The sequence below is a fragment of the Chryseobacterium sp. 22532 genome, assembly GCF_052044665.1.
Classification (GTDB): domain Bacteria; phylum Bacteroidota; class Bacteroidia; order Flavobacteriales; family Weeksellaceae; genus Chryseobacterium; species Chryseobacterium lathyri.
In genome coordinates this window covers 149,570-175,849 of the sequence record NZ_JBQENJ010000007.1, presented here as the reverse complement: position 1 = coordinate 175,849, position 26,280 = coordinate 149,570, and the positions used below count along the sequence as shown (strand labels likewise).

The 26,280-nt window shown below is 37.6% G+C and carries 28 protein-coding genes; 15 read left to right on the top strand and 13 right to left on the bottom strand.

What is annotated here, in order from left to right:
• The first annotated feature begins 7 nt into the window (after nt 1–7).
• From ACTJIV_RS18825 to ACTJIV_RS18810, 4 genes are all read left to right on the top strand, one after another.
• Nucleotides 8–1,303: an APC family permease gene (locus ACTJIV_RS18825; RefSeq protein WP_440629123.1), complete on the top strand. Its 1,296-nt coding sequence runs from the start codon at nt 8–10 to the stop codon at nt 1,301–1,303.
• 135 nt (nt 1,304–1,438) lie between these two features.
• Complete coding sequence (gene prfA, locus ACTJIV_RS18820; protein WP_111958425.1) at nt 1,439–2,524, top strand: peptide chain release factor 1; 1,086 nt, start codon at nt 1,439–1,441, stop codon at nt 2,522–2,524.
• A gap of 89 nt (nt 2,525–2,613) precedes the next feature.
• Nucleotides 2,614–3,288 carry a hypothetical protein gene (locus ACTJIV_RS18815; RefSeq protein WP_146897151.1) on the top strand — a complete coding sequence of 225 codons (675 nt, stop codon included), beginning with the start codon at nt 2,614–2,616 and terminating at the stop codon, nt 3,286–3,288.
• Nucleotides 3,289–3,375: 87 nt separating this feature from the next.
• A complete protein-coding gene (locus ACTJIV_RS18810; RefSeq protein ID WP_440629122.1) occupies nt 3,376–5,484 on the top strand; it encodes a prolyl oligopeptidase family serine peptidase in 2,109 nt (702 codons plus the stop codon).
• Nucleotides 5,485–5,541: 57 nt separating this feature from the next.
• On the opposite strand, the gene ACTJIV_RS18805 is transcribed toward ACTJIV_RS18810, so the two are convergent.
• The 5 genes from ACTJIV_RS18805 to ACTJIV_RS18785 all read right to left on the bottom strand — a co-directional run bounded on the left by ACTJIV_RS18805 (nt 5,542) and on the right by ACTJIV_RS18785 (nt 9,429).
• On the bottom strand, nt 5,542–6,462 hold the full coding sequence (locus ACTJIV_RS18805) for a hypothetical protein (protein WP_440629121.1): 921 nt from the start codon (nt 6,460–6,462) through the stop codon (nt 5,542–5,544).
• A gap of 213 nt (nt 6,463–6,675) precedes the next feature.
• Nucleotides 6,676–7,011 (bottom strand): helix-turn-helix domain-containing protein, encoded by a 336-nt coding sequence (locus tag ACTJIV_RS18800; protein ID WP_223557762.1) that lies wholly within the window; start codon nt 7,009–7,011, stop codon nt 6,676–6,678.
• The gene (locus ACTJIV_RS18795; RefSeq protein ID WP_440629120.1) at nt 6,987–7,415 is read right to left on the bottom strand and encodes a helix-turn-helix domain-containing protein; all 429 of its coding nucleotides are present in this window, start codon (nt 7,413–7,415) and stop codon (nt 6,987–6,989) included. Before ACTJIV_RS18795 ends, ACTJIV_RS18800 begins: the two co-directional genes overlap by 25 nt.
• A gap of 17 nt (nt 7,416–7,432) precedes the next feature.
• Nucleotides 7,433–7,669 carry a hypothetical protein gene (locus ACTJIV_RS18790; protein WP_440629119.1) on the bottom strand — a complete coding sequence of 79 codons (237 nt, stop codon included), beginning with the start codon at nt 7,667–7,669 and terminating at the stop codon, nt 7,433–7,435.
• A 146-nt stretch (nt 7,670–7,815) separates the two neighbouring features.
• Nucleotides 7,816–9,429, bottom strand: a complete 1,614-nt coding sequence (locus ACTJIV_RS18785; RefSeq protein WP_440629118.1) for a helix-turn-helix domain-containing protein — start codon at nt 9,427–9,429, stop codon at nt 7,816–7,818.
• A gap of 332 nt (nt 9,430–9,761) precedes the next feature.
• Between ACTJIV_RS18785 and scpA the strand changes: the two genes are divergently transcribed.
• From scpA to ACTJIV_RS18745, 8 genes are all read left to right on the top strand, one after another.
• On the top strand, nt 9,762–11,879 hold the full coding sequence (gene scpA, locus ACTJIV_RS18780) for a methylmalonyl-CoA mutase (RefSeq protein ID WP_111958441.1): 2,118 nt from the start codon (nt 9,762–9,764) through the stop codon (nt 11,877–11,879).
• A gap of 56 nt (nt 11,880–11,935) precedes the next feature.
• Nucleotides 11,936–12,436, top strand: coding sequence for a hypothetical protein (locus tag ACTJIV_RS18775; RefSeq protein WP_336378105.1), 501 nt, complete (start codon nt 11,936–11,938; stop codon nt 12,434–12,436).
• 457 nt (nt 12,437–12,893) lie between these two features.
• Nucleotides 12,894–13,628 carry a hypothetical protein gene (locus ACTJIV_RS18770; RefSeq protein WP_223557758.1) on the top strand — a complete coding sequence of 245 codons (735 nt, stop codon included), beginning with the start codon at nt 12,894–12,896 and terminating at the stop codon, nt 13,626–13,628.
• A 25-nt stretch (nt 13,629–13,653) separates the two neighbouring features.
• Nucleotides 13,654–15,045, top strand: a complete 1,392-nt coding sequence (locus tag ACTJIV_RS18765; protein ID WP_440629117.1) for an RtcB family protein — start codon at nt 13,654–13,656, stop codon at nt 15,043–15,045.
• 195 nt (nt 15,046–15,240) lie between these two features.
• Entirely contained in the window at nt 15,241–15,789 is a 549-nt protein-coding gene (locus ACTJIV_RS18760; RefSeq protein WP_440629116.1) for a hypothetical protein, read from the top strand.
• Nucleotide 15,790: 1 nt separating this feature from the next.
• Entirely contained in the window at nt 15,791–16,489 is a 699-nt protein-coding gene (prfH, locus tag ACTJIV_RS18755) for a peptide chain release factor H (RefSeq protein WP_440629115.1), read from the top strand.
• Nucleotides 16,476–16,979, top strand: coding sequence for a hypothetical protein (locus tag ACTJIV_RS18750; protein ID WP_440629114.1), 504 nt, complete (start codon nt 16,476–16,478; stop codon nt 16,977–16,979). Before prfH ends, ACTJIV_RS18750 begins: the two co-directional genes overlap by 14 nt.
• Before the next feature lie 72 nt (nt 16,980–17,051).
• Nucleotides 17,052–18,041, top strand: a complete 990-nt coding sequence (locus tag ACTJIV_RS18745) for an enolase C-terminal domain-like protein (protein WP_440629113.1) — start codon at nt 17,052–17,054, stop codon at nt 18,039–18,041.
• Between the two features lie 152 nt (nt 18,042–18,193).
• On the opposite strand, the gene ACTJIV_RS18740 is transcribed toward ACTJIV_RS18745, so the two are convergent.
• Together ACTJIV_RS18740 and ACTJIV_RS18735 are read right to left on the bottom strand one after the other, a co-directional pair.
• Nucleotides 18,194–18,481: a cytochrome C gene (locus tag ACTJIV_RS18740; protein ID WP_111958717.1), complete on the bottom strand. Its 288-nt coding sequence runs from the start codon at nt 18,479–18,481 to the stop codon at nt 18,194–18,196.
• 21 nt (nt 18,482–18,502) lie between these two features.
• Nucleotides 18,503–18,793, bottom strand: a complete 291-nt coding sequence (locus ACTJIV_RS18735) for a c-type cytochrome (RefSeq protein ID WP_223557752.1) — start codon at nt 18,791–18,793, stop codon at nt 18,503–18,505.
• A gap of 141 nt (nt 18,794–18,934) precedes the next feature.
• Here ACTJIV_RS18735 and meaB point away from each other — a divergent pair, with 141 nt between their 5' ends.
• Nucleotides 18,935–19,918 (top strand): methylmalonyl Co-A mutase-associated GTPase MeaB, encoded by a 984-nt coding sequence (gene meaB, locus ACTJIV_RS18730; RefSeq protein WP_336378112.1) that lies wholly within the window; start codon nt 18,935–18,937, stop codon nt 19,916–19,918.
• Here meaB and ACTJIV_RS18725 read toward each other — a convergent pair.
• Nucleotides 19,915–20,466 carry a DUF4251 domain-containing protein gene (locus tag ACTJIV_RS18725; protein ID WP_440629112.1) on the bottom strand — a complete coding sequence of 184 codons (552 nt, stop codon included), beginning with the start codon at nt 20,464–20,466 and terminating at the stop codon, nt 19,915–19,917. The genes meaB and ACTJIV_RS18725 overlap by 4 nt on opposite strands.
• A 108-nt stretch (nt 20,467–20,574) precedes the next feature.
• On the opposite strand from ACTJIV_RS18725, the gene ACTJIV_RS18720 reads away from it, so the two are divergent.
• A complete protein-coding gene (locus ACTJIV_RS18720) occupies nt 20,575–21,381 on the top strand; it encodes a M48 family metallopeptidase (RefSeq protein WP_111958463.1) in 807 nt (268 codons plus the stop codon).
• A gap of 94 nt (nt 21,382–21,475) precedes the next feature.
• Nucleotides 21,476–21,784: a hypothetical protein gene (locus ACTJIV_RS18715; RefSeq protein ID WP_111958465.1), complete on the top strand. Its 309-nt coding sequence runs from the start codon at nt 21,476–21,478 to the stop codon at nt 21,782–21,784.
• Between the two features lie 33 nt (nt 21,785–21,817).
• Here the strand turns inward: ACTJIV_RS18715 and ACTJIV_RS18710 are convergent, their stop codons facing one another.
• The 5 genes from ACTJIV_RS18710 to ACTJIV_RS18690 form a co-directional block, all read right to left on the bottom strand.
• Complete coding sequence (locus tag ACTJIV_RS18710; RefSeq protein ID WP_111958467.1) at nt 21,818–22,432, bottom strand: outer membrane beta-barrel protein; 615 nt, start codon at nt 22,430–22,432, stop codon at nt 21,818–21,820.
• Nucleotides 22,416–23,231, bottom strand: a complete 816-nt coding sequence (locus ACTJIV_RS18705; RefSeq protein WP_111958469.1) for an ABC transporter ATP-binding protein — start codon at nt 23,229–23,231, stop codon at nt 22,416–22,418. Before ACTJIV_RS18705 ends, ACTJIV_RS18710 begins: the two co-directional genes overlap by 17 nt.
• Nucleotides 23,231–23,983, bottom strand: a complete 753-nt coding sequence (locus ACTJIV_RS18700) for an MlaE family ABC transporter permease (protein ID WP_111958471.1) — start codon at nt 23,981–23,983, stop codon at nt 23,231–23,233. Before ACTJIV_RS18700 ends, ACTJIV_RS18705 begins: the two co-directional genes overlap by 1 nt.
• 118 nt (nt 23,984–24,101) lie before the next feature.
• Complete coding sequence (locus tag ACTJIV_RS18695) at nt 24,102–25,472, bottom strand: exopolysaccharide biosynthesis polyprenyl glycosylphosphotransferase (protein ID WP_223557749.1); 1,371 nt, start codon at nt 25,470–25,472, stop codon at nt 24,102–24,104.
• Between the two features lie 178 nt (nt 25,473–25,650).
• Nucleotides 25,651–26,280: a 7-carboxy-7-deazaguanine synthase QueE gene (locus ACTJIV_RS18690; protein WP_223557748.1), complete on the bottom strand. Its 630-nt coding sequence runs from the start codon at nt 26,278–26,280 to the stop codon at nt 25,651–25,653.

Here is a 26,280-nt window from a genome sequence, read left to right as displayed (position 1 = left end):
CTGCTAAATGAGTACTGCTACACATCAGATTGGCTGGAAAACGGCTGCCGCAATTGTTGTCTCTAATATGATCGGGACAGGAATATTCACCACGTTAGGCTTTCAGCTGTCTGATATTACCAACACCTACAGTATTTTCCTGTTGTGGATCATCGGCGGAATCCTAGCCCTGTTCGGAGCGTTTTGCTATGCCGAGCTGGGATCTTATTTTAAAGGAAACGGCGGAGATTATATTTATCTTAAAGAAACCTATCATCCGGTATTTGGCTATCTGGTGAGCTGGATCTCTCTGATCATCGGGTTTTCTGCACCAGTTGCTTTGGCTGCGCTTGCAATGTCCAAATACCTTTCAGCGTTTAATTATACTTTTGGAAACGGCTTTGCCATAGGCTTCATTTTTCTTGTGGCAGCGAGCTTATCGTTCAGCCTTAAAACATCAAGCAGGTTTCATAATTTTTTTACCTTTATCAAAATTGCTTTTATCATTATACTGGTGATTCTTGGCGTTGTGCTTTCAGGACCTGAGATAGGAAACAGCCTGAAATTCACTGACAGCTGGCAGAACGAGATTGTGCTTCCAGCTTTTGCTACATCCCTGGTTTTTGTTACCTATTCCTATACCGGCTGGAATTCTGCTTCTTACATTGCAGGAGAAATAAAAGACGTTCAGAGAAATCTTCCTAAAGCTTTAATTGTGGGAACTGTTTTTGTCACAGTAAGTTATCTGCTGGTTAATTTTATCATGCTGAAACATGCGCCTGTAAGCCAGCTGGCAGGGAAAGAAGATGTCATGGGGGAAGCCGCAGGGAATATGCTAGGCAGCGGTTTTGGCAAAATCGTCAATGTTTTTATTGCCTTACAGCTGATTGCTACCATCAGTGGCTATTTATGGGTAGGCTCAAGACTTACACAGGCTTTTGCGAAAGAAAACCATTTGTGGAGATCACTTGCTGTCAATAATAAAAAAGGAATTCCCGTAAGGGCTATTTTTGCTCATGCAGTGATTGCTTCAGTGATCATTCTGACAGGAAGTTTTAAAGAGATCTTTGTGTATACCGCTTTTATTCTTCAGCTGTTTGCCAGCCTTTCTATTTCGACGGTTTTCTTTCTTAAAAAAGACCAGCGGAAAATATTTAAATCCAATATATTTTACATTTTTCCTGCAGTTTTTCTGCTTTTCAGTATGTATATCCTCTACTTTACACTCATCCATAATCCTAAAGAAAGCATTATAGGACTTGGAATTGTAGCCTTTGGACTGATTTTATATGTAATTGATAGGAAATTTTTTAAAAAACCTTGACAGGGTAAATATTCTGTTTATTCTAAAAAACACCATAAATCCTAATGATTCAAAAAATTATGTGAATCTGGCAGGTCAAAGGAATTTTAATTTGAATTAATAAATTCTTATCTTTGCACTCTCAAAAATTGCAGAATGTCTAAATCATTAATTCCAAAACTAGAAGCTATTAAACAAAGATATAATGAGGTTGCCGACCTTATTATACAGCCTGATATCATTTCAGATCAAAAAAAATATTCTTCTCTGAATAAAGAATACAGTGATTTAGGAAAGATTGTAAAAGTTTACGACCAGTATAAAGGTGCCCTGGATACGATTGAAGAATCTGATGAGATCATCGCCGACGGTTCAGACAGAGATCTTGTAGACCTTGCGAAAGAGGAAAAAATGGAAGCTCAGGCTAAAATACCCGGCCTGGAAGAAGAATTAAAAGTTCTTTTGATTCCTAAAGATCCTGCAGATGATAAAAACATCATTGTAGAATTACGTGCCGGAACAGGAGGTGATGAAGCGGCTATTTTTGTGGAAGATATCTACAGAATGTATAGCATGTACTTCAAAACAAAAGGATGGAGACATGAAGTGACGGATTCTAACGAAGCAGCAAAAGGCTACAAAGAACTCATCATGAAAGTAGAAGGGGAAGGTGTTTACGGAATCATGAAATTCGAGTCCGGAGTTCACCGTGTACAGCGTGTTCCCGAAACTGAATCTCAGGGAAGAGTTCATACTTCTGCCATCACCATTGCAGTGCTTCCGGAAGCTGAAGAAGTGGATGTGGAGATCAACCCTGCAGATATCGAAATGCAGACATCCCGTTCAGGAGGTGCCGGTGGACAGAACGTTAACAAAGTAGAGACTAAGGTACAGCTTACTCACAAGCCTTCAGGTTTAGTGGTTGTATGTCAGCAGGCCCGTTCTCAGCTGGCAAACCGTGAGCTCGCAATGGAAATGCTTCGTGCGAAACTATATGATATTAAACTTCAGGAAGTTCAGGGAGATATTGCTGCACAGAGAAAAACAATGGTTTCTACGGGAGACCGTTCCGCAAAGATTAAAACTTACAACTACCCTCAGGGGAGAGTGACAGATCATAGAATCAATAAATCTATGTATAACCTCGATGCTTATATGAACGGAGATATTTCTGAAATGATAGATGCAGTCATCATGGCGGAAAATGCAGAGAAGATGAAGGGAGAAGAAGAAAATTATTAAAAATAAATTATAAATCAGGCTCTTGAAATCCAGGAGCTTTTTTTTGCTGTATATTCATTCAAAAAAACATTGAATTAAAACAAAATAATATGAACAATTTTAAGGTCATTATATTCATGATGCTGGCATTGTTAAGTCAAAATCTGCTGGCTCAGACAGAAGTGAAGAAACCTTCTGAAGTCTTTGAAATGTATTTTGGAACTTTCGTTAAAAACGATGATGCTGTACTTTCTAAGCTGAATGATTATTTAAGACCTACCGTAGAAGGAGAAAATGCTTATCAGGTAGATTTTAAAACCGTTTCCAGGGATATGATGAAAGAAACCACCGACAACTTTTTATCTGCTTTTTCCAAAACCACGGCAGATGCCTGCAGAAAAGAAGCCGAAGATTATTTCACTGCTATGATGGAAAATTTTAAAAATGGAAAACTTTCCGTTAAAGACGTAAAAATTGTCCAGAATGAATATATAGAGGATCAGAAAATTGCTGAGGTTAATTATTCAGTCAGCTTCAAGGTTCCGGCTAAATTTTCTGATATTCCAACAGGGGATATGAAAAACGTTAAGCCTGAAGACCTTAAAAAATACCTTGTTCAAAGTGTACAGGCTTTTAAAAATGCTGATAAAACAGTGATAACGGAGCAAAAGTTCAGTTTGTACCAGCTAAACGAAGGTGGAAAAACATACTACTGGAACGGCAGCCCTGATGAAATTGTTGCAGGATTGACAGATTTCTATTTTGATAGTTTCGGATCTAAATAATGATCTTTGAAAAATAGTAATAAAGCTCTGGTTTCAGGGCTTTTTTTATTTCGTATACTTTACGTATTTTTGAGAAAACCCTTGATTATGAATTTTAAGCCTATGTTATTAACTGCTGGAGTTTTGTTTTCAGCAACTATTTATTCTCAAAAAATGAATTATCCTAAAGCAGAAAAAGGAAGTCAGACAGATACCTATTTTGGTAATGCAGTTGCAGACCCTTTCAGAGATCTTGAAAATGATTCCGACGCCACAAAGAAATGGGTAGATGATGAAGTAGCCTATAGCCAGAATTATCTTTCAAAGATCCCGTTCAGAAATACAATCAAGGATCAGCTAACCGAGATCTGGAATTATGAGAAAATTTCAGCACCTTTCAAAGAAGGAGATTATACGTACTATTATAAAAATAATGGCCTTCAGGCGCAGTCTATCTTATACAGAACAGATAATAAGACCAAAACAACGGAGATATTTTTAGATCCTAATAAATTTTCAGAAAAAGGAACAACCTCTCTTTCCAATCTGTCATTCAATAAAAAAGGAAACCTGGCAGCATACTCCATTTCTGAAGGCGGGAGCGACTGGAATAAGATCATTATCATAGACGCCATTACCAAAAAACAGATTGATGAAACATTGGTAGATGTAAAATTCAGCGGAATTTCCTGGCAGGGTGATGAAGGATTCTACTATTCGAGCTATGATAAACCGAAAGAAGGAACGGTCCTTTCGGGAATGACAGATAAGCACAAAGTGTATTTCCATAAATTAGGAACAAAGCAATCTGAAGACAAATTGATCTTCGGAGGAGATAAAACACCCAGAAGATATCTTGGAGCAGGGGTTTCTGAAGACCAAAGGTACCTGATTATTTCTGCAGCCAATGCAACCAATGGGAACGAATTGTATATCAAAGACTTAAAAAAAGGCGGTGACTTTGTACAGATTAATAAAGGTTTTGATATTAATGCCAGTATTGTAGACACTCAGGGGGATGATCTTTTCATCTTTACAGATAAAGATGCCCCGAACATGCGTCTTGTAAAAACCAGCATTACCAATCCTTCACCGGAAACCTGGAAAGATGTTATCCCACAGACAGGAAACGTTTTAGGGATATCTACTGGAGGCGGATACTTCTTTGCAACTTATATGGTTGATGCCATTGATCAGGTAAAGCAATATGATAAAAACGGGAAACTGATCAGGGAAATTGCTCTTCCAGGAAAAGGAAACGTAGGAGGTTTCGGAGGAAAAGAAGAGGAAAAAGAACTTTATTTCTCTTTCAGCAACTATATTACACCGGGAACGACCTACAAATTCAATGCAGATTCAGGGAAATCAGAAGTTTATCAGAAGCCTAAAGTAAAATTCAATCCGGAAGATTATATTTCAGAGCAAGTGTTCTACACTTCAAAAGACGGAACCAAGATTCCTATGATGATCAACTATAAAAAAGGAACAAAGCTGGACGGTAAAAACCCTACGATCCTGTATTCTTACGGAGGTTTCAATATCAGCCTTCAGCCTTCATTCTCTGTAGTGAATGCGATCTGGATGGAAAACGGAGGAATCTACGCAGTGCCAAATATCCGCGGTGGTGGTGAATATGGTAAAAAATGGCACGATGCAGGAACAAAAACACAAAAGAAAAACGTTTTTGAAGATTTCATTGCAGCAGGAGAATATCTGCAAAGCAAAGGTTATACTTCAAAAGAATATATGGCATTATCCGGAAGATCAAACGGAGGGCTGCTTGTAGGAGCAACAATGACCATGCGTCCTGATCTTGCAAAAGTAGCGTTCCCAGGAGTAGGAGTGTTGGATATGCTGAGGTACAATAAATTCACAGCAGGAGCAGGCTGGTCTTATGATTATGGAACTGCGGAAGACAGCAAAGAAATGTTTGAATATCTTAAATCATACTCTCCGGTGCACAATGTGAAAAAAGGAACATGCTATCCTTCCACAATGATCATTACAAGTGATCATGATGATAGGGTGGTTCCGGCACACTCTTTCAAATTCGGAGCAGAACTTCAGGATAAGCAAGGCTGTAAAAATCCAATTTTATTAAGAATTGAGAAAAATGCAGGTCACGGAGCCGGAAGGGCAACCGATCAGGTGATCAGCGAAAATGCAGATCTTATTTCTTTTGCCCTGTACGAAATGGGAGTAACAAAATTGAAATAATATAATGTAAATAATAAGTTTCGGCCGCTCTCTGAGCGGCCGAAACTATTGTATATTTTACTTTGTGCTTTTAGTTTTATTCTTTTGTATCAGCTGATTTCTGATCTCATTCATTTGCTTTTGTATTTCTTCAATCTGCTTTTTCTGCTCTTCCATTATTTTTTCCGGACTGGTTGTAGTACGCGTGTTGTTTCCGCTGGCCATTCTTGAAGTATTGGAATAAGTGGCGGGATTATATGGGTCTACCATACAGTCCGCATCCGGGGTTGTTCCCAGAACTCCGGCATCGGTTACGGTAATTTTATAGCAATTGCCTCCGGGAGATTTTAAAACAATAAGATCAGCTACATCCCTCCACACCAGATCATTTGGCGTTCCCGCAACATTTCCAGGAGCAGTTGATTTACCATGGGTTACAAGGACTTGCCCCCTTAGTCCGTAATTTCTGGGAAGGTAATATTCACCGGTAGTAGTTCCTGTATTGTCCTTGTACATAAAATAAGGACCTAGATATATGCTATTGGGAACAGAAAAAGAGGTAAACGATCCCGTAGAGGTATCCTGTGAACTCATAGAAAAGCCACCCTGACTTGCAGTCATATTTGAATTTAGACTTCCATTTGAATTTGTAAGCATGGCTACGCTATACCCCGGAATATTAATCAAGTCTAATGCTGCTCCACCGTCGGAGGTACCTGTATTAAAAGAGGAAATGTTTTTAGTCTGTGCAAATATGCTCCCTGTTCCATCTGAAGGATTGATAACTCCGGCTATATTATATTCTGGGGGCAAGGTGGTGTTGGTTTCCAGTAAATATTGGGTATTAGTGGAGGTATCTGTTTTGGAAGATCTGAAATCACCGTTTACATCCAGCGTTTTTTCAGGAGTTGAGGTATTGATTCCTACATTCCCGGTTCCTACTTGAGCCGATACGCTCGCCATGCATAAAACAAGGCAGGGTAAAAAAATTCTTTTCATCTGTTTCTGATTTTGGAAGCAAAAGTAGTAGTCTCTTAAACAGAAAGAAAGCTTTTTATCTGTAAAATTCAGAATTTTACAGATAAATACTTCATTATAACTGTTTGATAATTAATTATTTGATTGCTCTTTCTTGTTCCTGTATAGTAAGCTCTTTTTGATACATTTTGTAAGCACTGGAATAGGTATAAAGAGTTGAATTTTATAAATAAATTATTTTTTGCTGAATTTTTCTTTCCATTTTTTTACCGTGTTTCTGCTGAGGCTATAATGATTGGCTAACTCAGAATCATTCATCCTGTTCGTTTTTTGGTAATCCAGTATGGCTATTATTGTCGAATGATCGTAGGAACGGTATTTTTGATTAGTATATACCTTTCCGAAAATAATCTCATTCAGTTTGATGACCTCCAGGGTAGATAGCTTTTTTTTGGAAAGATAATACTGGCATTCCTCTATTTTTTCAGGATGCTTCATGATGATGAGGTCAGAATATATTTTAATATAATCGGGAAAATCTGTATCTATCTCTGATGTTTTTTTATCCATTTGTATAAGGTGGTTTTTGGTATTTTATATTCTTCAATGATCTGTGTTTTGCTTTTTTCTCCGGAAGCAACAAGGTGGAGGATAAAATCTATAATCTCTTTTGTGTAGACGCTCTTCCGGAATTCTGCAGGTTTGAGACTGCCTGAATTTCTTCTTTGATTGAAGTTTTGACTTTTGGGTGGGGAATAAAGAACCAGATGTTGGGAATATATCCTGAAAAAATCATATTTCAGTAATTTGCTCCACTTCAGAAGAATATCCGTATCAAGGGTTTTGGATTTATACATGGCTTCTATTTCTCTTTCAGAACATTTGAAAAAATCACACGCTCGGGATATTTCTATGTTACATTTCGCTATATGCTGGCGGATTAAATTTCCAATATGGATATCTTTAAAATTCATTTTTGCTGATCTTTATTTTAGAATGATGAAGAAATTTTTTCAGGCCTTGTATACTGATTGGGAGTGTACAATGCATCTTTTGCTTTGAACTCGTTACCTGTTATCCTTGGAGCAATCAGTCCATCAGTCTTAGTAATATCAGAAGGAGCTGCTACAACATCTAAGGCTGCGTTGGGAGTGGATGTATTTATCCCTACCTGAGCAAAATAAACTACCGAAGCCAAAATAGCGACAGTAAATAATGCTTTTTTCATAAATATGTTTTTTCTGTTAGAATAATTTTATTGGAACAAAACTATCCCGACTATTTATGAAACCCTATTTATATACCTGTCAATTTCGGAATCTTACAGCATAAAAAAATTAAGTAACTGGTTTATTATCAGGCATTTGTTTGATCTTAATCTTTTGTTTGTATTTTATTTTCATTAGTTGCATTTTCAATAAAAACAGAAGGCGAAATTCCCGTGATTTTTTTAAAAATTTTTGAGAAATTTTCTGCGGAAGAGAAACCGGAGATTTCAGCAAGGGCACCTACCTTATATTTTCTATACTTAGAATCTTCCAGTATATTTCTGCATATGTATTCTATACGAAGTTCATTGATGTAAGTATTGAAGTTTTTGCCATAATGTTGGCTGATGATTTCTGAAAGATAGCGTGGATTGGTCTTAAGGTCAGATGCCAGGGAAGATAAACTGAGATTGGGATTAATAAATTTTTCGGATTGCTCAAATTTTTTCAATTTCTGCAATATTTTTTTTTCTACAGCTTCCGGAATAGTACGGTCTTTTTGTGATTCTGTAGTATCTATCACCGATTCCAGAGGATTTTCCTTAGGAATAAAAGTACTGTTATTGTTTTCTTTTAACTTTTGTTCAAGCCTGGAAATTATGTTTTGGAAGAGTTGCTTTTGTTTTGCTTTCTTACGCTGATAATAAAAAATAATTCCTGCCAGACTCAGAACTGTAAAAATGCCAAGTGCCATCAAAAAATTATACGTACGTTTTCTTTTGTCGGCCTCTTCTTTTATAATACTATCCAAAATCTGTACAGATTTGTTGACCGCTTTTTGGTTTTCTGCGGAAAGACTGCTTCTCGCGGTTTGGTATAGTTCATTATACTTTTTATACTCCTTTAAATTATTTTCAGCCAGATAGTTTTGGGCTAAATAATGATATAATTCTACTCTTTTGGGATCCTTAGGCTCAGTAAGTTTTTCGGCACTTATCAATGTATCAATAGCTTTCTGATACTCTTTCCGGTTGGTATAAATAACAGAAAGGTATATTTGGGCAGAAGAAATATGATATTGCTCCCACTCTGTACCTTTCGCAGAAATAATTGCTTTTTCCAGCATAGCTTCTGCTTTCTCCCATTGTTTGGCAAAAACATAATTCACTCCAGCTCCCAAATACGTAACCGTATACTGAAATTTTACCTTATCGGATGTTTTCATATGGGAAAGTGCATCTAAAGATTTTGTGATGTAAATACTTGCGGAATCGTATTTTTTTTCTTCAGTAAGGGCTTTTGAATATTCTGTGAGAAGAAGGGATTTCACCCAGTTGCTTTCCTGTGGATCATGAATTTTTTCAGCATCGTTCAACCCTTCTTTCAAGGAAGATTTTGCTTTCGGAATAAGCCCGATATCTCTGTATCTGTTTGCTAAAAGCCCGCAAATTCGTACTCTTTGATTATAATTTTCGCCAAGATATGAAACGTCTTTAGCTTTTTGGGCAAATGAGAGTGCTTCATTGTTTTTTCCTAAAAAATAATAACAGGTGCTTATTTCCAGGTAAAGTTCTGCCAAAGAATTATGATCTTTAAATGTGGGCAGATAAGAATTAGCGATTGCCAAAGCAGAGTCTGGGTTTTTATCTTGCGCCTGCTGAATTCTCCTCATAGCCTTTACGAGTTCCGTTTGTGATATTTTTTTTGAATCGTCAACGGAATTTTGTGAGAAAATTAATGTAGAAAAGAATAGAAAGGGAAAAAATAAAAAATTTTTCATTAAATACCTGCTTTCTTACAAAAGTATTAAAAAAATAAGCTTGTAAATAATCAAATACTAAGCATCTCGAATTCCAAACTGTAATTTATGCATATGTTTCACTGTGCCGGAAGAGCAACTGATCAGGTAAAATACGGATCTTATAGCATTTGCTTTATATGAAATGGGAATAAAGAAATTGAAATAATATAATAATAAGTAAGTATTTCAATAACAGAGACCGGGCATTTGTCCAGTCTTTTTTATGCTTAAAGCTAAGGAAAACTGTACGTTAACATAAGTTTCATGTTTCGCTCAAAAAAATTAACTTTACGGAGACAAAAATTATTGGAATGCGAAAGACAATTTCTGTGAAAACTCCGGATTTTAGCATAGAGCCTCAGCAAAGAGAGATCTATAACTTTGAAAAAGACGGATTAGAATTAAAATCATCTTACACCTCAGAAGATGTTAAAAATAAATCTTTAACACAGACTTCTCCAGGAATTGCACCCTATCTCAGAGGCCCATATTCTACCATGTACGTACAGAAACCATGGACGGTAAGGCAGTATGCAGGTTTCTCTACTGCAGAAGAATCAAACGCATTTTACAGAAGAAATCTGGCAGCAGGACAGAAAGGATTATCAGTTGCTTTTGATCTCGCAACACACAGAGGATATGATTCCGATCACTCAAGAGTAGTAGGAGATGTAGGTAAAGCAGGTGTCGCCATTGATTCTGTGGAAGATATGAAGATCCTTTTCAATGAAATTCCATTAGATCAGATTTCTGTATCCATGACCATGAACGGTGCTGTACTTCCAATTTTGTCCTTCTACATTGTGGCTGCTGAAGAGCAGGGTGTAAAGCAGGAATTGCTTTCGGGAACCATTCAGAACGACATTTTGAAAGAGTTCATGGTGAGGAATACCTATATTTATCCACCGGCGCCTTCCATGAAAATTATTGCAGATATTTTTGAATATACTGCTCAAAATATTCCCAAATTCAATTCTATTTCCATTTCAGGATACCATATGCAGGAAGCAGGCGCCACTCCGGTACTGGAAATGGCCTATACCTTGGCAGACGGTCTTGAATATGTAAGAACAGGAATTAAAGCCGGAATGAACGTTGATGATTTTGCCCCAAGGCTTTCATTTTTCTGGGCAATCGGGATGAATCATTTCATGGAAATTGCAAAAATGCGTGCTGCAAGATACATCTGGGCAACTCTTTTAAAGCAGTTCAACCCGCAGAATGCAAAATCTTTAGCATTAAGAACCCACTCACAGACCTCTGGTTGGTCTCTTACAGAACAGGAACCCTTTAACAATATTACAAGAACAGCTATTGAGGCTCTTTCTTCAGCTTTAGGAGGAACCCAGTCGCTGCATACCAACGCTCTGGATGAAGCCATCGCACTTCCAACAGATTATTCAGCGAAAATTGCAAGAAATACCCAGATTATCCTCCAGCAGGAAAGCGGGATCTGTGACGTTGTAGACCCTATGGGTGGAAGTAACCTTGTGGAAAGCCTTACCCAGCAAATGATCGAGGAAGCGATGAAATACATCGATGAGGTAGAGCAGGAAGGAGGAATGACGAAAGCCATTGAAGCCGGAATTCCAAAAATGAGGATTGAAGAAGCAGCCGCTAAAAAGCAGGCTAAAATCGACAGTGGTGAAGAATTTATTATTGGCGTAAATTCATTCAGAACAGTCTTAAAACAGGACGGAATAGAGATCCTGGATATCGATAATACAGAAGTCCGCAGAAAACAGATCGAAAGACTTGAAAAAATAAAAGCAGAAAGAAATCCTCAAGCCGTTACAGAAATCCTGAACGAGATCCGTGAAAGTGCAAAGACAGGGAAAGGAAATCTTCTGGCATTATGTATAGAAGCAGCAAGAAGAAGAGTGACTCTTGGTGAAATGAGCGATGCCATGGAAGAAACCTTCGGTAGATATAAAGCCAATATTAGAACAATCTCTGGAGTATACGCTATGAATGCCGGAAAAAACGAATATTTTGAAAAAGCCCTTCATCTGACTCAGAAATTCGAAGAAGAAGAAGGCCGTCGGCCAAGATTGATGGTTGCGAAAATGGGACAGGACGGACATGACAGAGGTGCCAAAGTAGTAGCTACTGCATTCGCAGATATGGGATTTGATGTCGATGTGGCACCATTGTTTCAGACTCCTGAAGAAGTAGCCAAACAGGCTGTAGAAAACGATATCCACATTCTTGGAGTTTCCTCACTGGCAGCTGGGCACAAAACCCTTGTCCCTCAGGTAGTCGAAGAGCTCAAAAAACTGGGAGCTGATGATGTGACCATTGTGGTAGGTGGCGTTATTCCACAGCAGGACTACGAATTTCTGTATGCCAACGGTGCCGATTTTATTTTCGGTCCGGGAACCAATCTTCCTAAATGTGCGGTGGAAATCTTAGAAAGATTTTTAAATTAACATTTTTTATAGAATAACTGCACAGCTTTTGTATAGTTTAAGTGAAAAATTTCATTATGGCTTATACAGTAGTTTCAGTATTTCCGGTGACTGTAGATACAGAGGAAATTAAAAAGAATTTAAAAGAAAAAGGTTTTGATGAAGCAAATATTATTGTTTCAAAATCTAAGGTAGAAAGCGGATTGTCAGCTGATCATTATCAGGAGGATGAACAAACAAAAGAATTTTTTGAATACGTTTTTGCTCACGATGCAGAAATGCTCGAGGCTTACCGCAAGCACAGTATTGGCAGAAGCAATGTTATTGTGTATGCGGATGACTTGCAGCAGGCTAAGGTGGCCAAGACTGTTTTAAATGAAAACGGTGCACTTGAGGTTTACCGTAAACCGTCAGAAGCACGGGACAGCATTCCTGAAGGTATGTCGGAGCAGGAATACAACGGAATCATTGCCAAAGCAAGGCATAATATCTATTTTCTGGGATCAGAAAGAGTTTACCATTCCAATGAAGCTAAAGGGATGGACGACGAGATGGATAGCTTAGGATCAAAAGATTAATCATCCCAATAAAGCAAAGCCTGGATATAAAATTATTCAGGCTTTTTTATTTAAAAAATTTGAATATTCAGAAAAATTAATATATTTGCACCTGAAAATCAAGTTTAACCCATTAAAAAACAACGAAGCAATGTTCAAAACGAATCAAAATTCTTTAGCTGGAGTACCGCTTATGGTGGTAAGGCTTCGTGGTTTGGTATACTCTTAGAATAATAGTACAACGAAATATCAAAACCCGAAGTCGTAAAGATTTCGGGTTTTTTATTGCGCAATATTTAAACTCCAGTTTCCCCGAAATTTTTTAGTGTCATTAAGAACAAAGTGAAAAGATCTTTATGATCTATTTTATGCTGTTCATTATCGTAAAATCAATCAACTTATATTTTAGTTGAGTAAGAAAAGATGTGTACAAAGCCAAAATCTGGATATTGTAACGGCATCTTGTTTCTTATAATTTATGGAAAATTATAATCTTCTGTTTCTTCGGCTGAGAAGTGCAAGAAGCAGAAAAAGAGCAGGTAGAAAAGATGTAGAAAAACAGATAAGAAAAAAATATAATCGTAGTGAAAAGCTGTGGGATATCAGAAGGAAAATTCCCTGGATTCCGCTGGAAAATCCTTATCAGAGGGGATTTGTAAGATTCTTTGTTCTCCGGGATGATGTGAAAAGATCCAAAGATGCAGATTTTTTCGAAGGGATTTTGAACAAAATCAACACCTACATGTATTCTGAAAGCCGACAATTCCTGAAAAAAAAGAAAAAGTCTGGAAGAAGAATATATGTGGAAAGAGAACAGAAACTCAAAAGGATTTCTTCATTGGGATGGAATGATCCAAAGTTAGGATTCACGCAGAGAGAAAGACAGTACTTTCTTAAAAAAGAAGAATACAATCCATTCCGGAAAAGAAACGATATCTACTACGAATTTATTGAACCCTGGAGATTTATCCTCCGAGTAAGACCCAATATGATCACCCATTATAAACCATTGGATTCTGAACTGGAAAAAGAATGTGATGAACTGGGATCCTATTTAAGGCAATATAAAGTGGCGGGAATTATCCGGAAAAAAATTTATGGTAGACCAAAACCATGGAAAGCAGATTATGAAACTGATCTTATCAAAAGCAGAAAATATACTGCTTGTATCATGTCTGCAACAGAGCTTGCAGATTATTTTGAGGACTTATAAGTCCAATTATTTAAAACAAAAAACAATGGGAAATTTAAAACTAAAAGGAAAAGATATATTAAAACTCGGTTATCCGAACAATCAAAGCGTCAATGTGGCTTTGGAGGTTATGAAAAGAAATTTTGCAACGAAGAATATTCACCATGTAAAATCTATTTTAAAAGAAATCCTCCTCAACCCGGAGAACTTTGAAAAAGACCTGACTTTCGGGCAGATTGCAGAATCGCTGCTTTCATCCAGAAAAACAGAAAAAAGGATGCTCAATACACAGCGTGCTTCCTTTCAGATCTTTGGAAACAATATCTCTGAAGAAGCCAAAAACCAGCTGTACACAGCTTTAAAACTGCCGATTTCAACGCAGGGCGCTTTAATGCCCGATGCACACAGCGGTTACGGACTTCCGATAGGCGGTGTTCTTGCGGTAGAAAACGCAGTGATCCCTTACGGAGTAGGCATGGATATTGGCTGCAGGATGAGTCTCAGTATTTTGGATATACCGATTTCATATCTTGACGGAGCAAGAGATAAATATGAAAAAGCTCTTGCCGAACACACCAAATTCGGGATGTACGAAATCCATAAATCTCATATAGATCATGAAATCTTTGAGAGAGATACCTTCGATATGATTCCGGTTTTAAGGAGATTAAAAGGAAAAGCCATTAAACAAATGGGTTCTTCCGGCGGAGGGAATCACTTTGTGGAATTCGGAGAAGTTGAAATCACTGAAGAAGATGACCAGATCGGCCTTCCAAAAGGAAAATATCTGGGAATACTTTCACACAGCGGTTCCAGAGGTTTAGGAGCTGAGATTGCACAATACTATTCAAGAGTTGCTGCAGATCAGTGTCCGTTGCCAAAAGAAGCCCAACAGTTCGCCTGGCTGGATCTGAATACCCATCTCGGCCTGGAATACTGGACCGCAATGAACCTTGCCGGAGATTATGCCTCTGCCTGTCATGATGACATCCATAGAAGACTGGTAAAAGCTGTCGGTGGAAGGGTAAGAGCAAAAATAGAGAACCATCACAATTTCGCATGGAAAGAAATCCATAATGGAAAAGAAGTGATTGTCCACAGAAAAGGCGCAACTCCGGCTAACGTAAATGAACTGGGAATGATTCCCGGATCCATGACGGCAAAAGGTTTTATTGTCCGTGGAAAAGGAAATCCGGATGCTTTGAATTCAGCGTCACACGGAGCGGGTAGAGCTCATTCGAGAGGAGAATGCAGAAGCCTTTTTACTCAGAATGATATCAAAAAAGAGCTTAAGCTGAAGAAAGTCACTTTGATAGGCGGAAATACTGAAGAAGCACCGATGGCTTATAAAGACATCCATGAAGTAATGAATGCACAAAGTGAATTGGTCGATATTCTCGGAATATTTCAACCCCGAATTGTGAGAATGGATAAATAAGTAAGTTGCTGGTTTATAGTTATCAGTTGAGAGAATTTCACTATTAGTTATAAACCTGCAGTATTCCAACCTTATAGGTTTTCAAAACTTATAAGGTTTAAAAAAAAATAATAATAAGGTTGGTGTTTATAGTTGGCAGATCAAAAAAATTGTACTGTCCATTATAAACCATCAACTCTCAACAAAAAACAAAAAATGGGAGCACCTCATAATATAAAAAGATACGGAGAAGTCTGGCCGGAATTTAGAATTCTGCACGGGCTTGAAATTTTAAATAAACTAAAAGATAAAGTCATCATATCGGGAGGCTGGGCCTGGCATTTCATGTCAGAAACAGGACATACGGAATACAAGCATGCCCATGACCATAAGGATATTGATGTTTTTGTAAAGAAAGAAAACACAGCAGAAACAGTTATGATTCTTCAGCAGGAAGGTTTTCAGAAAGTATGGACCCGCTATGATCATTTACAGAGCGAAGAGAATTTCCGCAGATATGAAAAGACAATGGAACTCGAAAACGGAAAATCTCACAGAATTACTATAGATTTCTTCGAAAGGAATGACTTGGAGACGATTGAAATCAATGGCTTTACCGTTGTCAAACCTGAACTTTTACTGACGTTTTACAGAAACATCCATTCCAGTGATAAATGCTGGGCTGTAATGGCTGCTAAAGATTTACTGCAGAAAGGGATCGACCCTATTGGTCATCCAAAATTAAGTGAAATCCCTAAAAAGTAAAATGGAAAAACTTATACAAATAACCTCAGGAAGAGGGCCTTTAGAGTGCCAGTGGGTCACCGCTAAAATTCTGAAGGTCTTCCTTGAGGAAATTAAAAACAATACAATAGATTACGAAATCATTCATCGTGAAAACGGGGATGAAAACCTGACTTTAAAATCTGTAACCATTCTTCTAAAAGCAAAAGATCTGGATCCATTTTTAAAAACATGGTTAGGAAGCATATGTTGGACCGGTAAAAGCACATTCAGGAAACTCCATAAAAGAAGCAACTGGTTTATCGGTGTTTTCGAGCTGGAGGGGCTGGAGAAAATCAATTTTAATGAAAAAGATATTCAGTTCCAGACTACAAGAAGCCAGGGAAGTGGCGGACAAAATGTAAATAAAGTCAACACGGCTGTTCGGGCCGTTCATATACCCACCGGAGAAAGTGTATTTGCACAGGATTCCCGGTCACAGCTGGAGAATAAAAAGCTGGCCATTATGCGGCTGAAAGAAAAAGTAACCGGATTGTATATCAAACAGCTTGAAAAAAGAATGCAGGATACATGGAACAATCATCTGCAGGTGCAGAGAGGAAATCCGGTCCGTACATTTTCCGGAGCGGATTTTAAAAAGAACTATCAGGATAAATCATTTAAGAAACAGAGGAATATCCTGAAAAAAGAATTAAAAAACAACAGAAATGACCTTAACTAAAAGTAAATATTATTTTGAAGCCCTGGATAATTATCCATACAGCCTTCCGGACTGCCTGGAAGCTTTGAACTATGCCCTGTCCTATGATCCTGAAGATGCGGATAGCCTCTGCCTGATGGGGAGAATATACAGTGAAATGCTGACCGATTACGAAAGGGCAAAAATGTATTTCGAAGAAGCCATGCAGTGTAATGTAGCCAATCTCGACACACCACAGCATTATATCAAATGTCTTTTAGACAATGAAGACCTCGATGAAGCAGAAAAACTGATCCATTATGCTTTAAGAATCAAAGGAATAGACAAAGCAAGAATATTGATACAGAAATCGCTGTTGTTTGAAATCAGGTTGGAATATAAAAAAGCATTGGAACCTTTAAAAGAAGCAAGAAAATACAGCTATAACCAGGCTATGATTGATTTTTTGAAAAGCAGGGAGAAATTTATTAAAAGCAAAATGACAGAAACTAAAAAGAAAGGAAAAAAGTAATTACTTTCTTAAATGACGTCTCACTCATTACAGAAGGATCTTTTTAAGGTCCTTTTTTTGTAGCTTTAATATATGGAACTTAATTATGAACTTAAAAAGCTTCAGCTAAAGGAAACTTTCTCGATTGCCTATGGTAATTATGACACAAGAGAAGCATTACTGATAGAATTATCTTATTTAAACTGTAAAGGATATGGTGAATGTGTTGCCATAGATTATTATCATATTGATCTGAAAAATTTTATCATCAGATTAAATGAGATACAGCCGCTACTTGAAAAACGGACTGTTGTTCATCCCAAAGATTTTTTTCACTTTCTTTCAACGCTGGATCTGCATCCGTTTTTAATGTCCGCCTTAGATTGCGCCTATTGGGATCTTTTCGGAAAACTTGAAAACAGAAGCTTTACAGAACTAAATCATATTCCTTCCGGGAACTTGGCAGAAAGCTCCATTACCATTTCAGTAGCAGATATTGAAAATCAGATCCGAAAAATAGAAAAAAGCAGCTGGAACAGATTTAAAGTAAAATGTAAAGGGCTGCATAAAGACAATATCGAAAAGCTGCTGAGATTAAACCGTAATATTGCTTTGGATTCCAATGCCAGTTTTACAGATCAGGACTGTCTCTGGCTTCAGGAAAATAAAGATGTCCTACAATTCTCCTATTTGGAACAGCCAAGACCGGTTGACCAGTATAAAGTTTTGAAAAAAGAAGGTTTTGCCAATTGGATGGCAGATGAAGATTCCCAGGATCTTAATTCCCTGGAAGAGCTTCTGCCTTATTATAAAAGTGTCAATATCAAACTGATGAAATGCGGTGGACTCACTCCGGCATTGGAGATGATTATAAAAGCAAAAGAACTGGGTTATAAAACTATGATAGGCTGCATGACGGAATCCACAGTTGGGATCTCCGCTGGCTGTGTATTGGCAGGCCTTACTGATTTTGCCGACCTTGATGGCGCCAATCTTATTTCCAATGACTATTCCTCCGGAAATTTTGTAAAAAACGGAAACATTATCCTGTCGGGAAAACCGGGACTTGGGATAGAATTATAATTTATTTATTGTGAATAGTGAATAGTGAATAGTGAATAGTGAATAGTGAATAGTGAATAGTGAATAACATTGCTTAAACACTGATACGCTCCAACTCTCCAACTCTCAAACCCTATTTTCCTCCAACTCTTTCACTCTCCAACTCTAAAATGCTATTTCTTATTCACAGAAATCAGGTAATCATATACCATTTGGTGCTGCTCATCGCTTAATTTTGCTTTCGGAGCCATTCTGCTTAATGTTTTAATCCATCCTTGGTCATCATGCTTAGCAGGATCCGGAAGCTTGTGGCATTTGGAGCATGAATTTTCAAAAATAGTTTTTCCCTGAACCAGCTGCTCAGATGCGGTGTACTTTGGCCCTGTTACGGCAACGCTTTTAGGTCCGCATGATACCATAAACGCAGCACCTGCGGTCATACTTAAGATTACTTTTTTCATATCCATATTCTGATTTGGTGATTATTTTTTCACAGAAACAATATAGTCGTATACCCACTGATGCTGCTCGTCATTCAGTTTAGCTTTCGGAGCCATTGAATTCATAATTCCTACCCACTGTACAGAGGTGTGTGCTGTAGGATCCGGAAGCTTATGGCATCTGCCACAGGAATTTTCAAAGATTGTTTTTCCCTGAGCTATTTGTTCTGCAGTAGAAACGGCGGGTCCTATAGGTCCGGCTGTAGAAGCTTTTGGTGTACAGGAAGCCAGTAATAGGCAGGTAAATAATGCAGCAGCGGATATTTTTTTCATGTTTCTTGAATTTTGATTCGTAACAAATGTAGGAATTTCCCCTTCCAGATGATGAGGCAGTATCTAGTTTTAATTTAGAAGAAATAAAATTAATACCCGTTTATATGGGAGTTTGAAGGTTATTTTTATATTTTTGAATCAATGAAATTTTCTACAGAAGAACTAATGGAAGGAATACAGTCAGGAAATAAACGCCTGATCGCAAAAGCTATTACATTAGTCGAAAGCAAGAAAGCCGAGCACAGGACCCAGGCAGAAGAGCTTCTGAAGAAAATAATGCCTTTCACAGGAAATTCCATACGGGTAGGAATCACCGGAGTTCCCGGTGCAGGAAAGTCTACATTCATTGAAAATTTCGGAAGACTTGCTATTGCTAACGGCAAAAAAGTTGCTGTTCTTGCCATCGATCCCAGTTCTTCCATTAACAAAGGAAGCATTTTGGGAGATAAAACCAGAATGGAAGAATTGGCAAAAGAAGAAAATGCCTTTATCCGCCCTTCCCCAAGTTCCGGATTTCTTGGCGGTGTTGCAAATACCACCTTTGAGACCATGATGATCTGCGAAGCGGCAGGATATGATTATATTTTGATCGAAACAGTTGGAGTAGGGCAGTCTGAAGTACTTGTAGCTGATATTACGGATGTATTTCTTTTCCTGAAAATTATTGGCGGTGGAGATGAGCTTCAGGGTATCAAAAGGGGTATTATGGAAATGGTAGATCTTATCTTTATCAATAAAGTAGAAAAGGAAAACCTTCAGAAAGCCAAAAATACCAGGCTGGAATTGAAACGGGCACTGGATTTTATCCCTCCCAAAGAAAAAGGCTGGAAAATCCCGGTATTATTAGGCTCTGCCCTTTACAATGAAGGCTTGGAAGAAATATACACCAAAATTGATGAATTCATAGATCTGAAAAAGAAAACCTCACGTTTTAACGAAGTCCGCACCCAGCAGGCAGAAAAACGTTTTGAATATTGGGTTCAGGAATATATTCTGGCTATGATGAAAAGGAGCGATTCTGTAGAAGCAGCTTACATACAGCACAAAAAAAATGCTTCAGAAATGGTTTCTAATCCCAGCACTGAAGCAAAACTGTTTGTTGAAAAATTTCTATCTAAAGACTAAAGCTTCTCCTTATCTTTTGGCATTTCCTCATTTTTAGAAACATAACCGTCATAGGTAATAGGCTGTCTGTCATTACTTCTCATAGAAACAAATGCTTTACCGCTTTTAAAAATTTCTATAATAATCTCATCAACATTTCTTGTATCATTGGGCTTAATCTTTAAGATCCAGTTTCCTTTTTTATTCTGAGCCTTATTGACAGTGAAGTCCTTGGATGTAAAACGATATCCATTGTCAGATGTATTGTAAGAGGGATTATATTGTCTTCCAAAATAGGGAAGAACTACTTCCATAGTATTTTTTTTAAGCTCTATTGTATAGTTTCCACCGTCTAGCTGAAGCATTCTTGTTGCCGGTGCGTTTTGGATAGCTCCCATTACATTGATAACATCATAATTCATAGGATTTGCTCTTTGTGCATGAAAAGTAAATTCCTGGGAACTTACAAGTGCATCAACTGTTTTGGAATCTAATGAAGCCTGTGAGGAGCAGCTTTGAAAGAAAAAAAGAAATCCAAAAATAAATATAAGTGAAATATACTTTTTCATAACCGTAATAATTGTAAATTTAAATAGCAAAATGTATGCAAATATATTCCTTCTGAATCATTTTGGAATAAAAATTGTAAATGTTGAATTATTAACACTCAAACAACTATGAAATTTACACATCTATTAGGAATAGGAGCAGTTGCCTTGTCAACTGTAGCATGTACTACTAATCCAATTACGGGCAGGTCTTCATTACAGATTGCAAATAATTCGGAAATATTAACAATGTCTGCTCAGGAATATAAAACGACATTGTCTAAATCTAAAATTATCACAGGAACTGCAGATGCAAAAAGAATAACGAGTGTAGGAAGCAGAATAAAAAGTGCAGCAGAAAGATATTACCAGAGTATAGGAAGATCTGCAGATCTTGCTAATTATAACTGGGAATTCAATCTTATACAAAGCAATGAGCTGAACGCCTGGTGTATGCCTGGCGGTAAAGTTGCCGTTTATACAGGAATTCTTCCTGTTACAAAAAATGACAATGGTCTTGCTGTTGTGATGGGACACGAAGTTTCACACGCTTTGGCAGGGCATGGCAATGAAAGAATTTCCCAGGCTATGGTTGCGCAGTATGGAGGTTCTATTCTGGGCGGAACAATTTCCAACTCACAATGGGCCGGTATTTTTGAAAAAGTATATCCTATCGGATCGCAGGTAGCTCTGTTGAAATATGGTAGAAATCAGGAATCAGAAGCAGACCAGATGGGATTATACCTGATGTCTATGGCAGGATATGATCCGAGAGAAGCGATTCCTTTCTGGAACAGAATGGAAGGGGCAGCATCAGGCTCAAGACAGCCGGAATTTTTATCTACCCACCCGAATCCTGAAACAAGGATCTCAGATATCAATAAAAACCTTCCAAAAGCTTTGGAATACTATAAAGCAGCCGGAGGGAAAATATAATTATTCCAGAATTTAATCTTGTATAGAGCCTTATTGAATTTTTCACTAAATTGGGTAAGGCTTTTTTCAATGTAAACCACTAAACACAATATTTATGAAAAGTTTATCAATTACCGGACTTATACTGCTTGCCGTGTCGGCACTGCTTTTTTATCTGACCACTGATTTTACGGTGGGAGGAATTACCATCTCACACATGATGGGTGTAATGGCCGGAGTAGGAATTGGCCTTATTATTGGCGGAATGGTAGGATATGTAAGCAAAGGAAGCGCAATAAAGGCTGAAGAGAAGAAAAGAGAATTCAAAAGATTACAGCAAGAAAAAGAAGATCTTGAAAAACAGGCGGCAGATATTGCCAGACGGGAAGCGGAACTTCAGCAAAATAAAAACCCTCAAATTTAATATTTGAGGGTTTTTTATAGTGTTATTTTCAAATTATTTAAACTTATAACCTACGCCTACCAAAAACAGATTCGGTCTGTTGTCATACCTGATTTCTGATCCGGAGACCTTATTGATGAAGTTTCTTTCATCTTTGCTGAAAGCCCCTTCGTATCGTGCATTAATGATCAGCTTTTTAATTTCAAGCTGCGCGCCGAACTGGTATCCTACTGTGAAATTGTTTTTAACGTTTTCTTTAAAATCATTGTAGGTATCTTCCTTGCTTAAATTGTAGCTTGCTACCGGTCCTACAAAAACTCCCAGCATATCCCCTAAAAGATTATACCCTAAAAGAACCGGCATATCGATACGGTTGCTCTTTACATCAAAAGTAGTATTCTCCGTAGTGAATTCATTTTTGAAATGAGTGTAGTATAATTCCGGCATTACATAAAGTGCAGTCGGAAGTCCTATTTTTAAAGAAAGCCCCACGTTGAAACCTGCATTGTTTTTTCCTGTTCCCTCAATGGCTTCATTTACCGTTCCTTTAATGTTTTTCCATGAAGGAGAGCCTGTCGGGAATATTAAGTTGGCTTTTCCTGCCAGAGAGATCTGCGCAGAAGCGAACATTGAAAACCCAATTAATGCTATACTAAGTACCTTTTTCATTATCATCTATTTTAGAGATTGTATTTTCAATCGTTTTATTATTTTCAAGTAAATATTCTCTCAGTTCTTTAAACAGTTCTGAAGAATAAACGAAGTCAATAAGATTTTTATTGCCCGCAGTAATGAGAATATCCTTGTTTCCTTCCCATTCTTTGATCCCCAGTCTCAGGTATACAATTTTCTCCCCAATTGTCATCACGGAATTCATATCGTGCGTATTGATGATAGTTGTTGTATTATATTCTTTGGTGATTTCAAGAAGAAGATCATCAATGACATTGGAAGTATAGGGATCAAGACCGGAGTTAGGCTCATCGCAGAACAGATATTTAGGATTGTTCACGATTGCTCTCGCAATGGCAACACGCTTTTGCATTCCCCCGGAAATCTCAGACGGAAATTTTCTCCCGGCCTTATCAAGATGTACCCTTCCAATTACTTCAAATACTCTTTTCTTTTTTTCTCTGAAAGTAAGGTTGGTAAACATATCCAGCGGAAACATGATATTCTCTTCCACCGTAAGAGAATCAAAAAGTGCGCTACCCTGGAATACTGTTCCGATCTCTGAACGCAGATGCTGTTTTTCCTCACGTGTCATGACGTTGATATCCCTGCCGTCAAACAGGATCTCTCCTGATGATGGCTGATAAACATTCAATAAGCTTTTCAGGAAAACAGTTTTTCCGGAGCCACTCTGCCCAATGATCAGGTTTACCTTTCCTTTGTCAAAAGAAGTTGAAATTCCCTTCAGTACTTCAACCTCGTCAAAACTCTTCTTAAGATCTTTTACCTCAATCATCAGCTTAATATTAATTGGGTTAAAATTAATTCCGAAATGATAATAAATACCATGGTCCATACTACGGCCTGAGTACTGGCTCTACCTACTTCCAGCGATCCTCCTTTTACATTATATCCGAAGTAAGAAGGTACCGTAGCAATAATAAAAGCAAACACTGTGGTTTTTACAAATGCATAGTATACAAATAAATTTGGCATATACATCTGGATACCTACTATATAATCATTTTCTGTCCAGTTTCCAGTCAGAATACCTGCCAGGTAGCCACCTCCGATACCGAATACAATACTGATGGCAATAAGCAAAGGATTAAAAATCACACAGGCAAAAATTTTGGGCAATATCAGGAAATTCGGAGAGTTTACTCCCATAATGTCCAATGCGTCGATCTGTTCTGAAACCCTCATGGTGCCTATACTTGAGGCAATATATGATCCTACTTTACCTGCCAGGATCAAGCTGATAATTGTCGGTGAAAATTCCAATACCAAAACAGCTTTTGTGGCATATCCCACGAATGAAGGTGGAATAGGAAAAGAAGATGAATCAAAATTATTGAACATCTGGATAGCCACAACGGCTCCCACAAATATAGAAGTGAAGATCACAAGCCCAAAAGAATTGACGCCGAGATCATTGATTTCTCTCATGAACAGCTTCCAAAAAACCCTCATTTTCTGGGGCTTCTGCAAGGATTTACCTAGAAGGATAATGTATTCTCCTATTGCTGTAAAAAACTTTTTTAACATGCTGCTAAATTAGACTTTTTTTATTTAATTCAGGTTAGACCTCAGGTGCTCAACGGAGGATTATTTAACCTAGAAGCAAATATGGTTCCTCAATTTCAGTCTTAGCCTTTTGTTTTATTTATTTTGCGTTTTTATCACCGCCGATCACCAATAAAACGGTCTTTAAAATAATAATAAGATCCAAAACAAAACTCCAGTTTCTTACATAGAATGTGTCTGCAAGAATCCTTTTTTTCATTTCAACCTCCACATCTCCATAATCTCCTCGCAGTCCGCTTACCTGGGCAAGGCCAGTGATACCAGGCGACACCATACTTCTTAAGCTGTATCTTCCTATCTTAGGTTTGTAAAAGTTATCTACAGAAAGCATATGCGGACGTGGTCCCACAATAGACATTTCTCCTTTCAAAACATTGATAAACTGGGGAAGCTCGTCAAGGCTGGTTTTCCTGAGAAAACGTCCGATTTTTGTAATCCTGACATCATTTTCTTCCGTAGTTTTCGTAGCTGATTCATCATTAACGATCATGGTTCTGAATTTGAGACATGAAAATACTTCTTCATGGAAACCATATCTCTTCTGAACAAAGAAAACAGGCCCTTTAGATGTTATTTTTATGAGAATTGCAATCATCGGAAATAACCAGGAACCTAGTAAAACTAATATAAGGATAGAAAAAGCGATATCAAAAATCCTTTTAACCAGGAAATTGGAGTAATAATCCAAAGGGTATTTTGCCTGGCTGAGAATAGGTTGTGTCTGAATGTATCCAAGATCGTACAGGAAAAAATCGCTCTGTGTAATGCTCGGAATTAATGAGACATGGACCTTATGGTCTTCAGCCAGTTTGAAGATCTCAGTTTCAAGATTTTCGGTGAAATGGTTTTCTGTAGATAAAAACAGCGTGTGGATTCCGTTTTTTTTCCAAAATTCAACAAGTTCGGTTGGTTTTATATCAGAAGTTCCGTACTCAAATATTTTATATCCGTAATCTTTTCTGTCCTGAAATATATTCTTCAGAATTTCTGTAGAACCTGTTTCCCCCAAAAACATCACATTTCTATAATTGATCCCCAATGAACGGAAATATTTTATAATAAAATAAATGATCGATTTCGCCAGGAAAATAAAGAAAAAAAGATAGAAGGAAAGCCAGTAAATATCTGAATTGAAAAATACATTTTTGCTTACTTTTCCAATAAGCAGAACGCCGAGTATAAAGAACAGAAAATGGATAAGAAGGCGTTCAAGAAACAAAGTATAGGTGAGATTCCTCTGAATATTATAAATTTTTGTCCTGCCACTTAGAAGCATCCAGAACAAAAAAAGCAATACCAGGGAAAAAATATTCTGGTACCATGTTTCCTTATGATATCTTAAGCTTTCGTTTCTGCTTATGAAAAAGAATATGAAGATAGATGCAATAACCACAAGGTCAAGCAAAATAATAATCGATTTCAGGTATCTAGAGTATCGAATTCTCTGCATCTATCAGTATTTATAACGGATACGAAGATCTAATGTACATAATTTTTGCGGTATATTCCGGGATTCTATGAATATTATAAACTTTCTCTCCTATTATTTAAGTATGTCAGGCAAAAAAAACAATCATATGAATAAAAAATATTCTGATCTAGCATTTCGGTGAATTTAAAAAGTGATCTTATGGAATATTCAGGTATTTATGAGTCTGAACCGAAGCCTGCCATTCCGGATGGGCTAAAATAAAATCGGTGATCTTTGGGTACATTTCATCACGCTTGCTCCATTCGCTCTGCATATACAGTTTGCAATTTTCAGAAACCTTTGCAGCCTGTTCCTGAGCAAAAGTAAAGTCATGCTGATTGAAGATGATCACTTTAAGCTCACTTGCTTTTTCGTAGATCTCTTCTTTCGGAAGTCCTGTTTTCTTAGGCGAAAGGGTAATCCAGTCGATCTGCCCGCTCATTGGATAAGCTCCTGAGGTTTCAATATGGATGGTGCATCCCAGTTCTTTTAGCTTTGACGTTAAGATATCTAAATTCCACATCAACGGTTCACCGCCGGTTAAAACAATTGTTTTACTGTGCTTTGCAGCAGTTTCTGCAATTTCCTCTGCATTCATCAATGGATGAAGGTTCGGATCCCAGCTTTCTTTTACATCACACCAATGACATCCGACGTCACAGCCTCCCAATCTGATGAAATAAGATGCCTTTCCGGTGTGTGCCCCTTCTCCCTGTAAAGTGTAAAAATGCTCCATTACAGGGAGCATTTTACCTTCTTTTAATAAAATATCTTCTTCTTTGTTCAT